Origin of the sequence: Ferruginibacter sp., assembly GCF_031391665.1 — a bacterium.
In the GTDB taxonomy this organism is placed as follows: domain Bacteria; phylum Bacteroidota; class Bacteroidia; order Chitinophagales; family Chitinophagaceae; genus Ferruginibacter.
The window spans coordinates 1-17238 of sequence record NZ_JANMUN010000137.1; the positions used below are offsets into that span (position 1 = coordinate 1).

Here is a 17238-nt window from a genome sequence, read left to right on the forward strand (position 1 = left end):
GCCAAAAATCACTTATGCTAAAAGTCAAGGAAAAACTTTGGTACATTATTATATGATACAATACAAAACCTGAAAAGCCAGATATAATAAGCACTACCGGATTTAATTTTTTCAAATACCAGATATAACATAATACACAACCGGCAAATATTCCTGGAATCAGGTAAAGATTTACTTCCATATTCCTGGTAGTTTCATATTGAAGTATCCCTACAGAAAATGCTGACTGAAAAGTTGAAGGAACAAATATGCCCATCAGAAAAAAATACAGAAGCCCAACTCTAAAGTTAGACCGGCCAAATACTTTCAGGTCAAGTATTGGCCTCTTTATGGTAATTTCTCTTCTTATAAAATATAGAATTGAAAATAGCAAACCAAAACAGGCTCCCTGTATTTTAGTTGAATTAAACCAATCCTCTACCTTTCCATATACTACTATATAATCTATCAGCATCATGATTGCCGCCAATAATAATAGCCCAATCCAATCCATTTGGTATAACGGCAGTATTTTTTTTAAGCGATCATTTTCTACAAATATTAAAGTAAGTACAATGCAAAAAAGAACCATCACAATAATGCTGATGTAGGCGTACTGCCAGTTGTAGTCGTAAGTTAATTTGGTAACGTACCAGGTAGTAAAATACAAACCTGCAAGTGCAATAAAATATATAAAAGGATATAAACGTGTGGTGTCAAGAGTTTTACTCCACACAAAAAGCCAGATTATATATACTTCCATTAAGGCAGTCATTTTAGCAAAGCCTAAAAAAAGACACGCTGCTATTACTACAGTTGAGTTGGTTGTTGTAGCACAAACAATATTCATCAAAAGCATACATAGCAAGCCATACAAGAGTAGTGATTTATTTGAAAAGCGCATTTTTAGTCTGATTTCAATCAGCAGTCCTAACCCCATGCCAATGTACATGGCATTATAAGCCAGTGTGTAAGGCTCCGCATATAAAGCCAGCGAACTATACATGTATGTGGTGTTTCCCAAAAAAATTCCGTTTGCTACTAAAATGGTAAAGAGTAGTATTAATAATACCGGCAACTTTATGTATATGGGCACCCACTTATAAAATAAATCTTTTAGCTGCATAAGCTTTTTACTTTTTTTTAGCAACAGTTACTTCTACATTCATTCCTGCCTTCAGCAATTCAAGGTCAGCAGTATCATTCTCACTTCGTATAAACTCAATCCGTACAGGGATACGTTGCTGTACTTTTACAAAATTCCCGGTTGAATTATCAATGGGAACTGCTGAATACCTTGAGCCGGTGGCCTGGGAAATTGCTTCAATTCTTCCGATAAACTTTTTGTTTCCCACTCCATCTACTGAAAGAACCATTCTTTGTCCAATGCTGAGTTTATCAATTTGTGTTTCTTTATAATTAGCAACCACCCACTTGCTATCTTTCTTTACCAACGATAAAAGTGTTTGCCCGGCCTGCAAAAACTGGCCTTCCTGTATATTTCTTCTTCCAGTAACCCCATCATAAGGAGCTATGATGATAGTATAAGAAAGATTAAGTTTAGCTATTGCCACTGTGGCGTGTGTACGTTTTATTTCGGCATCATTTACATAAATTTTTCGGGAAGTTTCTTCAGTAGAAAAGTCTGTAGTGAGGCGTTGCTGACGAAGTGATTGTGTTTGGGCAAATAAAGAATTGTATTCTGTTTTTACCTGGTCAAATTGTTGTTGGGTGGCCGCACCCTCCTTGAGTAAATTTTCAAAACGTTTATAATTTTGTTCAGCGTTCCACAATCTTGCTACAGCAGCTTTGATATTGGCATCAGAAACACCTACATAACTGTGAACAGTATTCACAGCAGAAACTGTTACATTTTTGGATGCCATTGCAGACAGCCACGCCGCTTCTGCCTGTTCCAGTTGTATGTTAAATTCACTGTCATCAATAATCACCAGAGTATCACCCTTTTTTACGTGCTGGTGTTCCCTGAACCTTACCTCTTTAATATATCCCGGAATTCTTGTATTAACGGGATTGATGTATTCTTCCACTTGTGCATCGTTGGTGTAAAGTTTTTTATCAAGATTAAAATAGGTGGATACGCCCCATACAATGCACACAATTATACAAATAATCAATAGCCCGTTAACGAGATAAATGCCAATTTTATTTCTTTTTTTCTTCGGTAAAGATTTAATGTCACTCATAACAAAGATTTTATTTTATTCAAATTTTTCCTGTTGATTTCAGCAATTGATACCAAGTGTAGATAACATTAATTTCCGCATTCGTAACTTTTAATTCTGCCTCAATTTTTATATTGGTGGCATCTATTAAATCTGTCAAAAGGGCCAGTTGGTTAAAATATTTTTTTTCTACTATCCGGTAATTTTCAACTGCAGATTTCAAATCATTTTTTACTGTTGCCAATTCGTCTTTTGATTCCTGGTATTTTATAAAAGCCGTTTTAATAGCAACGTTTACATTTTCCTTTTCAAACATTCCCTTTTGCTTCACTTGTTCCTGCCGTATTAAACCGGCCTTTATTTTTTTCGATGTTTGATAGAGGGAGGATATATTATATCGAACACTGATACCGGCTTGCCATACATTATAAAAAATATCAACTGCTGGAATGGTATTTTGAAATGGCCGCTGAAGGTTACTGCCTGTATAAATATTTATTTCTGGCAATCTTTCACTTTTAAGGATGTTTATGTTGGTTGCTGCAATAATATTTTCTGTTGCTACAATTTTCAATTCATAATTTTCCTTGTAAGCTGTTTCAATAAAATAAGTCAGGCTATGTTGGTCTTGCACAATGTTCAGCAAAGAACTATCTGGAATTAGTGCAACGTTATCCGGCAAACCAAGGACGACATTTAGCTGCGTTGTAACAATATTTATTGCATTTGTTATCTTTCTTGCAGCAAGCTGATAGTCAGATATAATTAATTTGGTTCTTAGTACATCGTTTTGGGTAACCATACCCTGTTGCTGCATCACTAAAATATTTTTAAGCCGTTCTTCTGCCAGGGTACAGTTGTTAATATAAACGACCCGTTGGTTCAATAGCCTGTATATATCCAGATAACGGGCAGCTACGAGGAATTTTATATCAACTGTGTTTTTTTCAAAACTTAGAATTGCAACCTCCTCCTCCAGTGTGGATTTTAGTATGGAATTATTTATTTTACCTCCATTAAATATTGTCTCTGTAGCAGTAAATGATAACTGGGTAAATTGATGTGGGATATTCCCTTTTTGGTGATCTGAAAATGAAGGAGTCCAGATATCTGCATTACTAATATAGCCATAGTTGAGTCCTGAATAAATAGATGGAAGTTTAGATAGTTTCTGTGTTTCAGTTTGTTGTTTTGCTAACGCTATATTTTTCCCAGATATTTTTAATTGTGTGCTATTTTGTATAACAAGGTCGAATGCTTCTTCGAGTGTTAATATGTTATTTGAAATAACTGGCTGAGCCGGTAGATTAACCGGATTGAGATTACTTAAAACTATGATTATTACTGAATAAATATTTTTCATTGCTGCATTGCTTTATATTGAGCACAGTATGCAAATATTGTTTACTTATTTGCTGATTCCGATTAACAAACAAAGAGAAGAATTGTAGATATTACACCTCCGTCCATATGGAAATACCAGTGTAGATTTTGTGAATTATTCTTACTTTAATTAAGCCCTGAAAGAAATGGAGTGATTAGAAGCAGTAGATATACACAATTGAAAATTTGGCAGTAAAATTATTTTGTAAAGACGAAGATTTAATATGAATATTTAAAATATTAAGAGCCCGCTATATAAAGTAGATTGGAAAATTAAATAGCTACAATGCAAATTGTTGAGGGGTTCACAATCTTTTTTCTTTCTCCTCATCAATAATCTTTTGAAGGTCTTCCACACTTGGTAAATTGATTAAATACTTTGATACAAATACTTGTTGTGGCAAACCCATGGTGGCATATTTTACTAATGCTTCATTTTTACCAGAGCATAAAATAATACCGATAGGGTCATTATCACCAATCGTAAATTCATTGTCTTTATAATAGTTGAGGTACATGTTCATTTGCCCTGCATCAGAGTGGTCGAACTCCCCAATTTTTAGATCCAGCAAACAATGGCATTTTAAAATCCTGTGATAAAACACAAGATCTATCCGGTAATGCTTGTTGTCAAAAGTTATTCGTTTTTGCCTGGCCTCAAAACAAAATCCACGTCCCATTTCAATCAGAAAGTTCTGTAGGTTGGTAATGATACTTTCTTCCAGGTCAGATTCGCTGTACGATAATTTTTCTTCCAAACCCAGAAATTCCAGCAAATAAGTATTACGAAATACATCTTCCGGTTTTAGGATGTTTTGGGAAATATGGAGGTTTAAAACTGCTTCCTTATCGGCACTTAATCCTGTTCTTTCATAAAGCAAACTTTCAATAGCCCGTTTTAAATCCCTCACACCCCAATTATTCCTAATGGCCTGTTCCTCATAAAACCGGCGTTTCCCTTCAGTATCAGCCTTTAAAAGCTCAATAAAGTGAGAGAAACTAAGGTTATTTACAAGGACAGAAGCTTTTATAACATTCCTTGATTCATCTATTATATTAGTTTTTAGGCTGCCCAATAGGTCAGACGGCGTCTGACCTATTCTAAATTGTTGAAAATCAGACAGTTTTAATTCGTCAGACACAGTCTGACGAATTTGAGGGTAGATTAAATAGAGTTGCCGAAATAATTTCAGGTTGGTTTCCGCCATTCCTCTCAAGCCTTGTTGTTTTAGCCTGGCAGCAAGTGTTTCCAATATCATTTGCCCATAAGTGGCCCTGTCTTCACCAAGCTGTTCATATTCTACAATGTAGCTTCCAATTAACCAGTTCCGTAAGGTCATGGCAACGTTCACCTGTTTTTGCACTTTATTCTGAAAAAATGTGTTTGTATCCTGAATGGCATGGGTCAAATTTTCAAGTGTGTTCATATCTTTTGAGTTTTAATTTCCATTTATTCCCTTTTTTATAAATCCCTAAAATTCATATAAATAAAAAAGACCCACTCAATCTTATGCCGTCAAAAGATTGGCGAGTCTAGTTAAATCAGGTATAAAATGGTTCGAAAAATGTCCGTGCAGGGCAACAAAAGACTGGTAAATATTACCGGTCTTTTTTTATGCGGTTGATTTAAAAGAAATATACGAGGTTATTCAGGATACAATCCTGCCATCCTTCATATGCACAATCCTGTCGCTCATTTGTGCCAGTTCTTCATTATGCGTAACAATTAAAAAGGTTTGATTAAACTGTTTACGCAGATCAATAAAAAGTTCGTGCAATTCCTTTGCATTTTTACTGTCGAGGTTGCCGGTAGGTTCATCGGCCATAACAATGGAAGGATTATTTATGAGTGCCCTTGCCACAGCCACACGTTGCTGCTCGCCGCCGGAAAGTTGCTGCGGTTTGTTCTCCAAACGGTTGGAAAGGCCCAAAGTTTTTAATAATTCCTCCCCTTTATCCATTATTTCTTTCTTTTTTCCACCGGCAATCCAGCCCGGAATACAAACATTTTCCAGCGCTGTAAACTCCGGTAAAAGGTGATGAAACTGAAAAACAAAGCCAATTTCTTTATTTCTGAAAGCAGCTAGTTTTTTGCCTACCAACTTATCTACCCTTTGATTATTTAAAATAATTTCTCCTGCTCCGGCAGTATCCAAAGTGCCTAAAATGTGCAGCAGCGTGCTTTTGCCAGCACCCGAACTCCCTACAATGCTTACAATTTCTCCTTTTTTAATGTCAATATCTACACCCTTTAATACCTGCAACTGGCCGTATTTTTTTTGAATATTCTTTGCTGACAACATGGTTTAAAAGTAATTAATAATTCATAAAAATAAGCTAATAGGCCTTTTATTTACCGTAAAACAATTTATGCCGTTAACAGCCGTTAATAAAACACTTTTGGTTATTTCCACAGAACCTATACATTTGCGGAAAATTAGGGTGTAATCATCCTGAATTATTTAAGAAAAATTTAAAGAGATACAATATGTTTTGGACATTAGAATTAGCCTCCCACCTTGAAGACGCTCCGTGGCCTGCAACTAAAGATGAATTGATAGATTACTCCATCCGTAGTGGTGCGCCTATTGAAGTAGTAGAAAATTTACAGGAACTGGAAGATGAAGGTGAAATATATGAAAGCCTTGAAGATATCTGGCCCGATTACCCGAGCCATGAGGATTTCTTTTTTAGTGAAGAAGAATATTAGAAACCCCTCCGCCCCTAAAGGGGGACTTGGCACAGAAAATATTAAAAAGCCTCTCAAAAATTGAGAGGCTTAAATTTTTTATACCCTTTGAGAAAAATAAAAAGATCATTAAAGTATTATACTCCAAGTTGCCCCTTCAGGGGGCGGAGGGGGCTTCCATTTGATCAATAACGGCCTGCGTTACACCGGTAAAGCTAAAGCCGCCATCGTGAAAAAGATTTTGCATCGTTACCATCCTTGTCATGTCACTGAACATAGTAACAATATAGTTGGCACAATCTTCTGCACTGGCATTGCCCAAAGGGCTCATTTTTTCAGCATAATTAATAAACCCGTCAAAACCTTTTACACCACTGCCTGCAGTTGTACGTGTAGGCGATTGCGAAATAGTATTGACCCGTACATGTTTTTTTACTCCATATTGATAACCAAAATTCCGTGCAATACTTTCTAAAATAGCTTTATTATCTGCCATATCATTATAATCAGGAAATACCCTTTGTGCTGCAATATAACTGAGTGCTACTACAGAACCCCATTCATTAATCGCATCCTGTTTCATCGCTGATGCTAATACTCTGTGTAAACTCAATGCAGATATATCAAAACCTTTGTGGGTAAATTCATAATTATTTTCGGTATAACCAATGCCTTTACGCACATTAATGCTCATGCCAATGGAATGTAGAATAAAATCTACCCCGCCGCCAAAATGTTCTTTTGCTTTTGTAATAAGATTTGTCACATCTTCATTGCTGCTTACGTCACAGGGAATAACAGGTGCATTTACCGCTTCAGCCAGTTTATTTATTTCTCCCATACGCATGGCAACCGGCGCATTGGTTAATAATAATTGTGCTCCTTCTTCGTGGCAGCGCAGGGCTGTTTTCCAGGCTATCGATTTTTCATCTAATGCTCCAAAAATAATTCCTTTTTTTCCTTTTAATAAATTGTATGGCATGTTTAAATATTTTGAGTGGTAAAAATAAGATTCTATTTGCTAAAGAAAAATTCTTTAAAATGAATTATAATGAAGCCAAAAATAAATACAATCATAAATATACTGGTAAGATTTAGCAGCATGTACCCAATAAAGTTTTTAAAAGACTGGCGGGGATTTATTTTTTTATTCCAGAATTGATATGCACTGTATACAGCAATTAAACTGCAACAAATAATAAAGAGGAGTAAAAATTTTTGCAATAACATCATTCAATTATTAAATACACATTTCTTATCCAAAATATCAAAACTGAAAGCTGGAGCTTCCAGGTACATCAATTGCTCACCATTTCCCTTGCATTCTGTAACGCTGCAGCAGTAGGTTTTTCGCCGCTCAGCATTTGTGCAATGGCAGTAATGCGTTCGTCGTTATTTAATAACTTAACAGAGGTGATAATCTTATCTCCCTTTATTGCTTTATATACAAAATAATGGGCATTGGCTTTTGCTGCTATTTGCGGTTGATGTGTTATGGAAATCAACTGATGCCCTTTAGATAATTCTTTCATTATATTACCCACCTGCTTGGCCGCCTCGCCGCTTATACCGGTATCAATTTCATCAAAAATTAATGTGGGCAGTTGCAATTTTTGTGCTACCAGCGATTTTATACAAAGCATCAAACGGCTTAATTCGCCGCCACTGGCTACTTTACGCAAAGGTTCAAAACGGTTGCTTTTGTTGGCATCAAACAAAAACTCTATTGCATCGCTGCCAAATAAATTTAATTCCACAGGTTTTAATTCAATTTTTATTTGTGCATTGGGCATGCCCACCTGTTTTAATAACGCATTTACTTTTTCTGTAAAAGGTTTAATAGTTTTATTTCTGTTAGATAAAATTGTTTTTGCAAGCTGCTCACATTGCTGCAACAATTGCTTGGTAAGATTTTCCTTCTGTGTTATCGCTTCGCCAATATTTAAAACATCATTCAGTTTTAATTGAAGATTTTCTTTTATGACCAGCAATTCATTGGTAGATTGTACACTATGTTTTTTCAACAACTTGTATCCTGCAGAAATTTTATCATTTACCAGTTGAATACGTTCTGCACTGTACTGTACGCCATCATTTATTTGTTCCAGTTCATCTGCGATATCCTGTAATTCTATCTGTGCACTTTGCAAACGTTTATTTAATCCTTCAATCGATGCATGGTATTGCTCAAGTGAATACAATTTATTTTGTAACGATTTTAATTGCTGCACTACAGGCTGTTCACTTTCTTTCAACTCAAAATAAATACTGCCCAGCTGTTGTTTTACATTTTCTGCATTGCTCAGTAATTTTAATTCCGCATCAAGTTCTTCCAGTTCGTTTTCTTTTAATCCAGCTTCTTCCAGTTCGTCAAACAAAAACTTATTATAATCAAAGCTGGCATTGGCAGCAGTTTGTTGCGCCTGTAAATCCTGTAATTCTTTTTTTGTTTTTATATATTGATTGAATACTGTTGCATATTGTTGCAACAATTCACCATTACCGGCTAAAGCATCCAGCACTTCTCTTTGAAAATCTGCATCTCCTAATTCCAGTGTATCAAATTGCTGGTGCAGATCAACCAATAAAGAACTTAAACCTTTAAGCTGGTTTACATTTACCGGTGTATCGTTTATAAAAGCCCTAGATTTACCGTTTACAGCAATTTCTCTTCTTATCACCAGTTCGTCTTCAGCATCTAAATCATTATCTAGCAAAAATTGTTTTACAGCACTTTTATTTTCATGATTAAAAAAGCCTTCTACCACACATTTTTTTTCTTTCTGTTGCAATACCGTACTGTCGGCACGTTCTCCTAAAATTAAACCCAGTGCCCCCATTAAAATACTTTTTCCTGCACCAGTTTCGCCGGTAATAATATTTAAGTTGTTGCTAAAATCTATTGACAGATCATCAATGATTGCGTAGTTCTGTATGTGTAATTTTAAAAGCATAGTTTGATAGAGCAAATTAGTTTTTTTGCCACGAAATACACAAATTTTCACGAATTAATACAAAAGAAAAAGCATCCCGGTATTGGAGATGCTTTTTGCTATTATTTTTTTTCGAATTAAAAATTCGAAGTACATTATTTAACTTCTACCGAATCATTTAAATCAGTATCCACTAAAATACGGCCGCAGTTTTCGCAAACCATTACTTTTTTACGCAGCTTAATTTCGCTTTGTTTTTGTGGAGGGATGGCGTGGAAACATCCGCCGCAACTGTCTCTTTCTACTGGTACAACCGCTAAACCATTACGGTAATTTTTACGGATACGATCGTAGCTCAACAACAGGCGCTCATCTACATGTGTTCTTGCAGCAGCAGCTTCTTTGTTGTAATGCTTTTCTTCTTTTTCAGTTTCTGCAATAATTTTTTCAAGCTCACCTTTTTTACCTGCAAGGTTATGTTCTTTGGTGCTTACAGCTTTTTTTGCAATCTCTAATTGTCTTGCTTTATCAGCAATTTCTTCAGTAGCGTCTTTGATATGCTTTTCGCAAAGTTTCACTTCAAGCGTTTGCATTTCAATCTCTTTATTGATTGCTTCAAACTCACGGTTATTCTTTACGTTATCGCTTTGCTTTTCATATTTTTTTACCAGCTCATCGGCTTCTTTAATACCTGCTTTTTTTTGCTCAATAAATTCCTGGATGCCATTTATTTCTTCTTCCACACGGGTTTGTCTTGCATGCAACCCTTCAATTTCATCTTCAAGGTCTTTAACCTCAATGGGCAATTCGCCTTTTAAAATTTGAATTTCGTCCAGTTTGCAATCTACTTTTTGCAATTTTACCAATGAACTTAATTTTTCTTCAACGGAGTAATCTTTTACTGAAGCCATATCTATTTGAAATTTGATAGTTTGAATTACAGGAAGTAATGTACCGGATTGGTTTTTACCCCTGTTTTTAGGACGGCAAAGGTAGGGAATTTTTCCCTCAAAATATCAAATAACAGGTCTGCTGTAAACTGTTCGCTTTCATAATGGCCAATATCGGCAATTACCAACTTACCATTAGCATCAAAAAATTCGTGGTATTTAATATCGGAACTAATGTAGAAATCAGCGCCAGCCGATACTGCAGCGCCAATTAAAAAACTACCTGCACCGCCGCACAGCGCTACTTTTTTCACTTGCTTTCCTGTAAATGCAGTATGCCTGATTACGGTAAGGTTAAAATTTTCTTTTATACTATTTAAAAATGCTTTTTCAGAATAACTTTCTGGCAATTCCCCGATTAAACCGCTGCCAACAGAATTGGAGGTATTATCTAAAGCTACAATATCATAAGCCACTTCTTCGTAAGGATGAGCAGTAACCATGGCATTGTAAATAGCTTGCTCTAACCATGAAGGAAAAATTACTTCTATTTTTATTTCATTTTCGGTATGTCTTTCTCCAGTCTTTCCAATAAATGGCTTGGTTCCTTCGCCGGCTTTAAAAGTACCAGAGCCTGCTGTATTAAAACTGCATTCGCTGTAGTTACTAATTTGTCCGCCGCCTGCAGCAAAAATTGCGCTGCGTACTTTTTCTGCAAAATCAACCGGCACAAAAGTGAATAGTTTTTTTAAAGTATCTTTTTTAGGTTGTAATATTTTACGGTTTATTAATCCCAATTTATCTGCAATTTTTCCATTAACACCCTGCAAAATATTATCTAAATTGGTGTGAATGGCATAGATGGCAATATCATTTTTTATTGCTGCGATAATAGTTTTTTCTACATAATTTTTACCGGTTATTTTTTTTAAGCCACTAAAAATTATGGGGTGATGGGCTACAATAAGGTTGCATTTTTTTTCGATAGCCTCGTTCACTACTTCTTCAGTTGCATCTAGTGTGGTGATGATGCCGGTACACTCCCAGTTTGTATTGCCGGTTATTAGTCCTGCATTGTCGTAATTTTCCTGTAAAGATGCAGGAGCAATTTTTTCTAATAAAGAGGTAATATCCTGAATTATCATTTCGCAAACAATTTATGCAGATTTTTCCATCCTACAAGTAACCCTTGTTTTCTCACAGCATCTTTCTCGCCGGTATACACCACCACTTTTTTATTTTCCAGTCCATTCAATTCGTCTAAAAAAGATAAATTTTTAAACATAGATATATCTGGTGTTCCACTGCTTTTTACTTCTATTGCCGTTAATGCTGTGCCTTGCTGCAACACAAAATCTATTTCTTTTTGATGGTTGTTTTGTATATAAAAAATTTGCGGCCTTAGTCCTAAATTGTAATGATATTTTAAAATTTCCACCAACACAAAATTTTCAAAAATTGCTCCTTTGGCGAAATGGTTTGTAATATCATTTGCTTTTTGCAGGCCTAATAAATAACAAAGCAACCCAGTATCATAAAAATATAATTTAGGATTTTTCATTAGCCGTTTATTAAAATTATTATAGTAAGGCTGTAATAAATAAACAACATAACTTCTTTGCAAAATAGCCAGCCAATTTTGTATTGTTACAGGCGAAACACCAGTATCGTTTGCAAGTGCAACCATATTTACAATTTGCCCTGCCCGCCCTGCACAGAGCTGTATAAATTTTATAAATTGAGATAAATTGCTGTTATTTATCAATGCCTGTATATCCCTCTCTATATAGGTATTTACATAGTTTGCATAATAATCTGTTGGCGGGATATTTTTATCGTACAGTCTTGGATAAAACCCATTAAACAGTAGTTCGTTTAGTGTTGCAGGCAATATTTTTCCTTTTTTTAATTCCTCAAAACTAAATGGTAACAATGTATTTATACCAACCCTGCCAGCTAATGATTGTGCTATTTTTTGATGCATCATAAAATTTTGTGAACCAGTAAGTACAAATTTTAATTCCTGATTTTCATCAGTAAGTACCTGTATATAGCTAAATAATTCAGGTACATATTGAGCCTCGTCTATTACAGCACCTTTGGGAAATTGTTGCAAAAACCCCATAGAATCTGTTGCTGCAAAGGCCCTCTCGGCAGGGTTTTCTAAATTTACATAAGGCAGTTTTGGAAATACCTTTTTCACTAAAGTGCTTTTACCACTTTGTCTTGGCCCATTTAAAGATAAAACTGGGTAATATTGCATACTATTCGTCAGTACTTTTTTTAAAATTCTTGCAATCATATCTTTAAAATTTAAAAATAAGTTAGTACATTTTAAAACTTAAACTTTTATATTGTACAAGTTAATACGCAAAAATAGCAATATTTAATAAATATCAAAAACTAATCTTATAACTTCATCAAAAATGAACACTAAAAATCTCTACAATCAATATAAAACCTCTCTTCAAAAAATAGCCGATGTAAAATATTCTTCGGCAGTTTTGCAATGGGACCAGGAAACTTATCTGCCACCAAAAGGAAATGAATTTAGAGGAAGGCAGATTGCAACACTTACTGAAATTGCCCATCAGCAGTTTACAGATGAAAAAATTGGCACTTTGCTTAATGAGTTAATGAGCAAAGATGATTTAAGCGACAAAGAAAAAAGAAACGTACAATTAAGCCTTGAGGATTATAACAAAGCCAACAAATTTAGCAGCAGTTTCGTACGGCAAATGAGCGAAACGGTTAATAAAAGTTTTCATGCATGGATACAGGCAAGAAAAGATAATTCATTTACTGTTTTTGAAAAACCTCTGGATGATTTAATACAATTAAAAAAACAGGAAGCCGATTTACTGGGTTACCAAAATCATCCTTACAATGCATTGATGAACGACTTTGACAAAGGATTAAATGTGGCTATTGTTGATAAAGTTTTTGCTGATTTACAACCACAGCTAACAATTTTATTAGATGAAATAAAAAATAAACCGCAGGTAGATAATTCTTTTCTTCACCAGAATTTTGATAAAGACAGCCAGTGGAAATTTGGTATGGAAATATTAAAACGTATGCAGTTTGATTTTGAGGCAGGCCGCCAGGATATTAGTGAGCATCCGTTTACTATAAATTTTAATAATGCAGATGTAAGAGTTACCACAAGAATTGATGAAAATGATTTTGGCAATATGGCCTGGAGCTGCATACATGAAGGTGGCCATGCCTTGTACGAACAGGGTTTACCCGGAGAACAATATGGTTTGCCCCTGGGAGAATACTGCAGCCTCAGCATTCACGAAAGCCAGAGCCGCCTCTGGGAAAACAATGTGGGCAGGGCTTTACCCTTTTGGCAGCACAATTTTTCTTTAATAAAAACGTTCTTTTCTAAGCAATTGAACAATATCTCTATTGATCAATTCTACAAAGCCATTAATAAAGTTCAGCCCTCTTTAATTAGAACAGAAGCAGATGAAATAACGTATCACTTTCATGTAATGATAAGGTACGAAATAGAGAAAATGCTGATTGAAGGGACTATTACAACAAAAGACATTCCTGCTTACTGGAACGAACATTACAAAAAATATCTGGGCATAATAGTTGCGGATGATAAGAGCGGTTGTTTACAGGATGTACACTGGAGCCACGGAAGTTTTGGATATTTTGCCACTTACAGCCTGGGAAGTTTATATGCTGCTCAACTGTATGCAGCGATTGTAAAAGAAAATGCATCTATAGAAAAAGAAATTGCTGAAGGCAATAATAAAAACCTGCTGCAATGGTTAAACAAAAATATTTATCAGCACGGAAAATATTATACATCAGAAGAATTATGTTTTAAGGCGACAGGAGAAACGTTAAACAGTACCCACTTTATCCGCTATGCAACTAAAAAATTTGCCCATATTTACAACACTTAAATCCGAAGGAATGCCCGGAGTAATGTACAAATCGAGATTTATTATTGCCATTGCATTTGCTTTGTTGTTGTTGCTAACCGGTTGCAGTAAAGAAGCATTAATAGAAAAAAACAGAAGTTTACTGGAGCAATATTTTGAAGATAATATTTTAAATAAAGATTTTAGAGTTAAGCTGGCAACTGATAACGGTGCCGACCTTACAGCTCAGTACAGCGACTATACTTTTAAACTTACAAAAAACACTTTACTGAATGGCCCAATGACAGCTACATCAGCAACTGCTACACTAACAGGAACATGGAGTTGCAATGACGATTACAGTAAATTAGTTATTACACTGCCTAACTCTGTTGCTGCATTTTCCTTTTTAAGCAGAGAATGGAAATTTACCAAAAAAGCCATCCCGGTAATGGAGTTAGCTCCTTGGGGAACCACTGAACCTAAAGTTTTGCACATGGAAAGGTTGTAATTGTGGATAAACTGCCTTATATTTACCTTCGACTATAGTTTATCTTATACCAAAACCAGACTGGCTTTATCACAAATAATCTTCCGGATTATTTCTTTATCAGCACAATTTTTTAACCGGTTTTAAGTTATAAGGAGTATTATAAAAATGCTGCGTAAGCTGCATTGTCCAATTATTCATAAAAAACAAAGCACTTAAAAAATGACTACCAATTGTGGTGTCAAATACAGTTTTATTATTGTTCTATTAGCTCTCTTTAGTTTTTCTGCCAAAGCTCAACTATCTGCTAATTTTACAGCTGTACCATTAAATGGTTGTGCGCCTCTTGTAGTTAGATTTACAGATCAATCCACCGGTTCTCCAACACAATGGAAATGGGATTTGGGTAACGGAACAATCTCTTTTCTACAAAATCCTTCAGTAACTTATTTTAATTCGGGCCAGTACAATATTAAACTGGTAGTACACGATGTCAATGGCGATTCAAGCGTAATAATTAAATCTCAATACATTACTGTTTATGCAGCTCCAACTGTTGCATTTACCGGCACTCCATTAACAGGATGCTTTCCTTTACCTGTAAACTTTACCGATCAAAGTACACCCGGCAACGGTACAATAATTTCCTGGCAATGGGATTTTGGAGATGGAGCTTCAAGTACTTTACAAAATCCATCGCATACTTATACTGGCGCAGGTAACTACAATGTTACATTAAGATTAACCAATAGTTTTGGTTGCATAAAAGTTTTGTCAAAAGCTCAGTATGTAAAAATAAGCAGTGGTGTTACAGCCAATTTCTCAAACTCCAGTCCATCTGGATGCAATGCTCCAATAACTATCAATTTTCAAAATTTATCAACAGGCACAGGCACATTAAGTTACCAATGGAGTTTTGGAGATGGAGGCACTTCCACCGCAACTGATCCTACACATACTTACAATGCCGCAGGCACATATACTGTACAATTAATAACCATCAGCAGCGCCGGTTGCAGAGATACTATTACAAAAATTAATTTAATAAATATTGGAACTATTAATGCAGCTTTTACAAACGCCCCCAGTGTTTGTGTAAACGTTCCTTTATCTTTTACAAATTCCTCTTCGCCAGCTCCTGTCGCCAGTGCATGGGATTTTGGTGATGCAACAACATCCACACAAACAAATCCTGTTAAAACTTATACAACACCCGGAGTTTATACCATACAATTAATTAGCGACTTTGGCGGCTGCTTCGATACAGCCTACAGCACAGTTACCGTTTTTAATAAACCTGCTGCAGGTTTTACGCAAACCAATACACTTTCTTGCAGTGCGCCACTAACAGTAAATTTTACCGATATAAGTACAAATGCAATAAGTTACAATTGGGATTTTGGAGATGGTAATAATTCAACTCAACGAAACCCCACACACACTTATACAGCAACAGGTATTTATGATGTTACACTTGTCGTAACTAACAGAGACGGTTGCTCTGATACACTGCGAAAAATTGACCTTGTAAAAATTCAACCTCCGCAGGTTACTATAAATAATTTAACGGTATCAGGTTGCGCCCCTTTAACATGGACGTTTTCATCAACTATAAATTCAGTTGATCCGGTGGTAGGCTACCAATGGGATTTTGGTGATGGCGGAACTTCCATCTTACCAAACCCAACGCATATATTTAGTGCAGGCATTTACACCATACAACTAACTATTTCAACTGCCGGTGGTTGCACAGCCACAACAATTGTTACACGGGGAATTATTGCAAGCGTAAAACCTGTGGCTAACTTAGTTGCCACACCCAGAGATGTATGTGCCCATATGCCTGTAAATTTTACTGATTTATCAACAGGAACTATCACTAACTGGTTGTGGCTATTTGGTGATGGCGGCACTTCAACTGATCAAAATCCTATTCATATTTATGAAGATACAGGCTACTTTGATATTACACTGGTAGTTTGTAATGCCGGTTGCTGCGATTCAATAAAATTCTTAAGATACATTCACATCAACCCTCCCATTGCAGCATTTACTGTTGATTTTGCATGTAATTCTAAAACAAGAACTTTTACTGATGCTTCTATTGGTGCAGATGAATGGAACTGGAATTTTGGAGACGGTAATACCTCTACAACGCAAAGCCCCGTACATACTTATGCCGATACCGGAACTTATACTATTACTTTACTTGTAAAAAACTATACTACTGGTTGCGAATACACTAAAATTAGTAGCATTAGAATTATTGCAGAAAAAGCAAAGTTTACAGCCACAGATACAGTCATTTGTAAAAATAATATGGTCACTTTTAATGCTGTTGATAACAACCCTGCCAACATTGCCTCTTACCAATGGGATTTTGGAGATGGAGTAATCGCAGGTAATTCAAACGCATCCCATATTTACACTCAAGCCGGTAAATACACCGTACAATTAATTATTACAGATATATTTGGCTGTGCCGATACTTTAATAAAACCCTTATACATACAGGTAGATGGCCCAACTGCCGGTTTTGCCCCAAGTGTTCCTGGAAGTTGCTTATTAAGTGCAGTAACATTTACCGATAATTCTGTTAGTGATGGAATACATCCCATTACAACATGGATATGGAATTACGGTGATGGTATTATTGATACTTTAACTGCACCTCCTTTTCAACATGCTTATGCAGGGCCGGGAAGTTATACTGTTGCATTAAAAATTACAGATAGTAAGGGTTGTATAGATTCTATAATAAATGCAAGTCCAATTATTATTTCAAAACCTGTTGCAGCTTTTTC

Annotated in this window: 14 protein-coding genes; 4 read left to right on the plus strand and 10 right to left on the minus strand. The window is 35.6% G+C overall.

The window, feature by feature from the left end; all coding sequences use genetic code 11:
- The 5 genes from ACY651_RS09745 to ACY651_RS09765 all read right to left on the minus strand — a co-directional run.
- Positions 1-1105, minus strand: a 1105-nt coding sequence (locus ACY651_RS09745; RefSeq protein ID WP_462252147.1) for a hypothetical protein, incomplete at its 3' end; no start/stop codon positions are given.
- 7 nt (positions 1106-1112) lie between these two features.
- On the minus strand, positions 1113-2186 hold the full coding sequence (locus ACY651_RS09750; RefSeq protein ID WP_462252149.1) for an HlyD family secretion protein: 1074 nt from the start codon (positions 2184-2186) through the stop codon (positions 1113-1115).
- 19 nt (positions 2187-2205) lie between these two features.
- Entirely contained in the window at positions 2206-3528 is a 1323-nt protein-coding gene (locus ACY651_RS09755) for a TolC family protein (protein WP_462252151.1), read from the minus strand.
- A gap of 325 nt (positions 3529-3853) precedes the next feature.
- Positions 3854-4975: a PDDEXK nuclease domain-containing protein gene (locus tag ACY651_RS09760; RefSeq protein ID WP_462252153.1), complete on the minus strand. Its 1122-nt coding sequence runs from the start codon at positions 4973-4975 to the stop codon at positions 3854-3856.
- A 222-nt stretch (positions 4976-5197) separates the two neighbouring features.
- Positions 5198-5851 carry an ABC transporter ATP-binding protein gene (locus ACY651_RS09765; RefSeq protein ID WP_462252155.1) on the minus strand — a complete coding sequence of 218 codons (654 nt, stop codon included), beginning with the start codon at positions 5849-5851 and terminating at the stop codon, positions 5198-5200.
- Positions 5852-6036: 185 nt separating this feature from the next.
- Between ACY651_RS09765 and ACY651_RS09770 the strand changes: the two genes are divergently transcribed.
- Positions 6037-6258: a DUF2795 domain-containing protein gene (locus ACY651_RS09770; protein ID WP_462252157.1), complete on the plus strand. Its 222-nt coding sequence runs from the start codon at positions 6037-6039 to the stop codon at positions 6256-6258.
- Between the two features lie 136 nt (positions 6259-6394).
- On the opposite strand, the gene ACY651_RS09775 is transcribed toward ACY651_RS09770, so the two are convergent.
- The 5 genes from ACY651_RS09775 to ACY651_RS09795 all read right to left on the minus strand — a co-directional run bounded on the left by ACY651_RS09775 (position 6395) and on the right by ACY651_RS09795 (position 12362).
- The gene (locus ACY651_RS09775) at positions 6395-7219 is read right to left on the minus strand and encodes an enoyl-ACP reductase FabI (protein WP_462252159.1); all 825 of its coding nucleotides are present in this window, start codon (positions 7217-7219) and stop codon (positions 6395-6397) included.
- A 316-nt stretch (positions 7220-7535) separates the two neighbouring features.
- A complete protein-coding gene (recN, locus tag ACY651_RS09780; protein ID WP_462252161.1) occupies positions 7536-9191 on the minus strand; it encodes a DNA repair protein RecN in 1656 nt (551 codons plus the stop codon).
- A 134-nt stretch (positions 9192-9325) separates the two neighbouring features.
- Entirely contained in the window at positions 9326-10081 is a 756-nt protein-coding gene (locus ACY651_RS09785) for a zinc ribbon domain-containing protein (protein WP_462252163.1), read from the minus strand.
- A gap of 26 nt (positions 10082-10107) precedes the next feature.
- Positions 10108-11205 (minus strand): Nif3-like dinuclear metal center hexameric protein, encoded by a 1098-nt coding sequence (locus ACY651_RS09790; protein WP_462252165.1) that lies wholly within the window; start codon positions 11203-11205, stop codon positions 10108-10110.
- Positions 11202-12362: an ATP-binding protein gene (locus ACY651_RS09795; RefSeq protein ID WP_462252167.1), complete on the minus strand. Its 1161-nt coding sequence runs from the start codon at positions 12360-12362 to the stop codon at positions 11202-11204. Before ACY651_RS09795 ends, ACY651_RS09790 begins: the two co-directional genes overlap by 4 nt.
- A 124-nt stretch (positions 12363-12486) precedes the next feature.
- Between ACY651_RS09795 and ACY651_RS09800 the strand changes: the two genes are divergently transcribed.
- The 3 genes from ACY651_RS09800 to ACY651_RS09810 form a co-directional block, all read left to right on the plus strand.
- Complete coding sequence (locus ACY651_RS09800; protein ID WP_462252169.1) at positions 12487-13986, plus strand: carboxypeptidase M32; 1500 nt, start codon at positions 12487-12489, stop codon at positions 13984-13986.
- Entirely contained in the window at positions 13964-14455 is a 492-nt protein-coding gene (locus ACY651_RS09805) for a hypothetical protein (RefSeq protein WP_462252171.1), read from the plus strand. Before ACY651_RS09800 ends, ACY651_RS09805 begins: the two co-directional genes overlap by 23 nt.
- Before the next feature lie 201 nt (positions 14456-14656).
- The coding region (locus tag ACY651_RS09810; protein WP_462252173.1) for a PKD domain-containing protein at positions 14657-17238 on the plus strand (2582 nt) is incomplete at its 3' end.

Excerpts from the sequence above, each read along its gene's own strand:
- ACY651_RS09750 (WP_462252149.1), bottom strand. The coding sequence starts at position 2,186 with ATGAGTGACATTAAATCTTTACCGAAGAAAAAAAGAAATAAAATTGGC.
- ACY651_RS09755 (WP_462252151.1), bottom strand. The coding sequence starts at position 3,528 with ATGAAAAATATTTATTCAGTAATAATCATAGTTTTAAGTAATCTCAAT.
- ACY651_RS09760 (WP_462252153.1), bottom strand. The coding sequence starts at position 4,975 with ATGAACACACTTGAAAATTTGACCCATGCCATTCAGGATACAAACACA.
- ACY651_RS09765 (WP_462252155.1), bottom strand. The coding sequence starts at position 5,851 with ATGTTGTCAGCAAAGAATATTCAAAAAAAATACGGCCAGTTGCAGGTA.
- ACY651_RS09770 (WP_462252157.1), top strand. The coding sequence starts at position 6,037 with ATGTTTTGGACATTAGAATTAGCCTCCCACCTTGAAGACGCTCCGTGG.
- ACY651_RS09775 (WP_462252159.1), bottom strand. The coding sequence starts at position 7,219 with ATGCCATACAATTTATTAAAAGGAAAAAAAGGAATTATTTTTGGAGCA.
- recN (WP_462252161.1), bottom strand. The coding sequence starts at position 9,191 with ATGCTTTTAAAATTACACATACAGAACTACGCAATCATTGATGATCTG.
- ACY651_RS09785 (WP_462252163.1), bottom strand. The coding sequence starts at position 10,081 with ATGGCTTCAGTAAAAGATTACTCCGTTGAAGAAAAATTAAGTTCATTG.
- ACY651_RS09790 (WP_462252165.1), bottom strand. The coding sequence starts at position 11,205 with ATGATAATTCAGGATATTACCTCTTTATTAGAAAAAATTGCTCCTGCA.
- ACY651_RS09795 (WP_462252167.1), bottom strand. The coding sequence starts at position 12,362 with ATGATTGCAAGAATTTTAAAAAAAGTACTGACGAATAGTATGCAATAT.
- ACY651_RS09800 (WP_462252169.1), top strand. The coding sequence starts at position 12,487 with ATGAACACTAAAAATCTCTACAATCAATATAAAACCTCTCTTCAAAAA.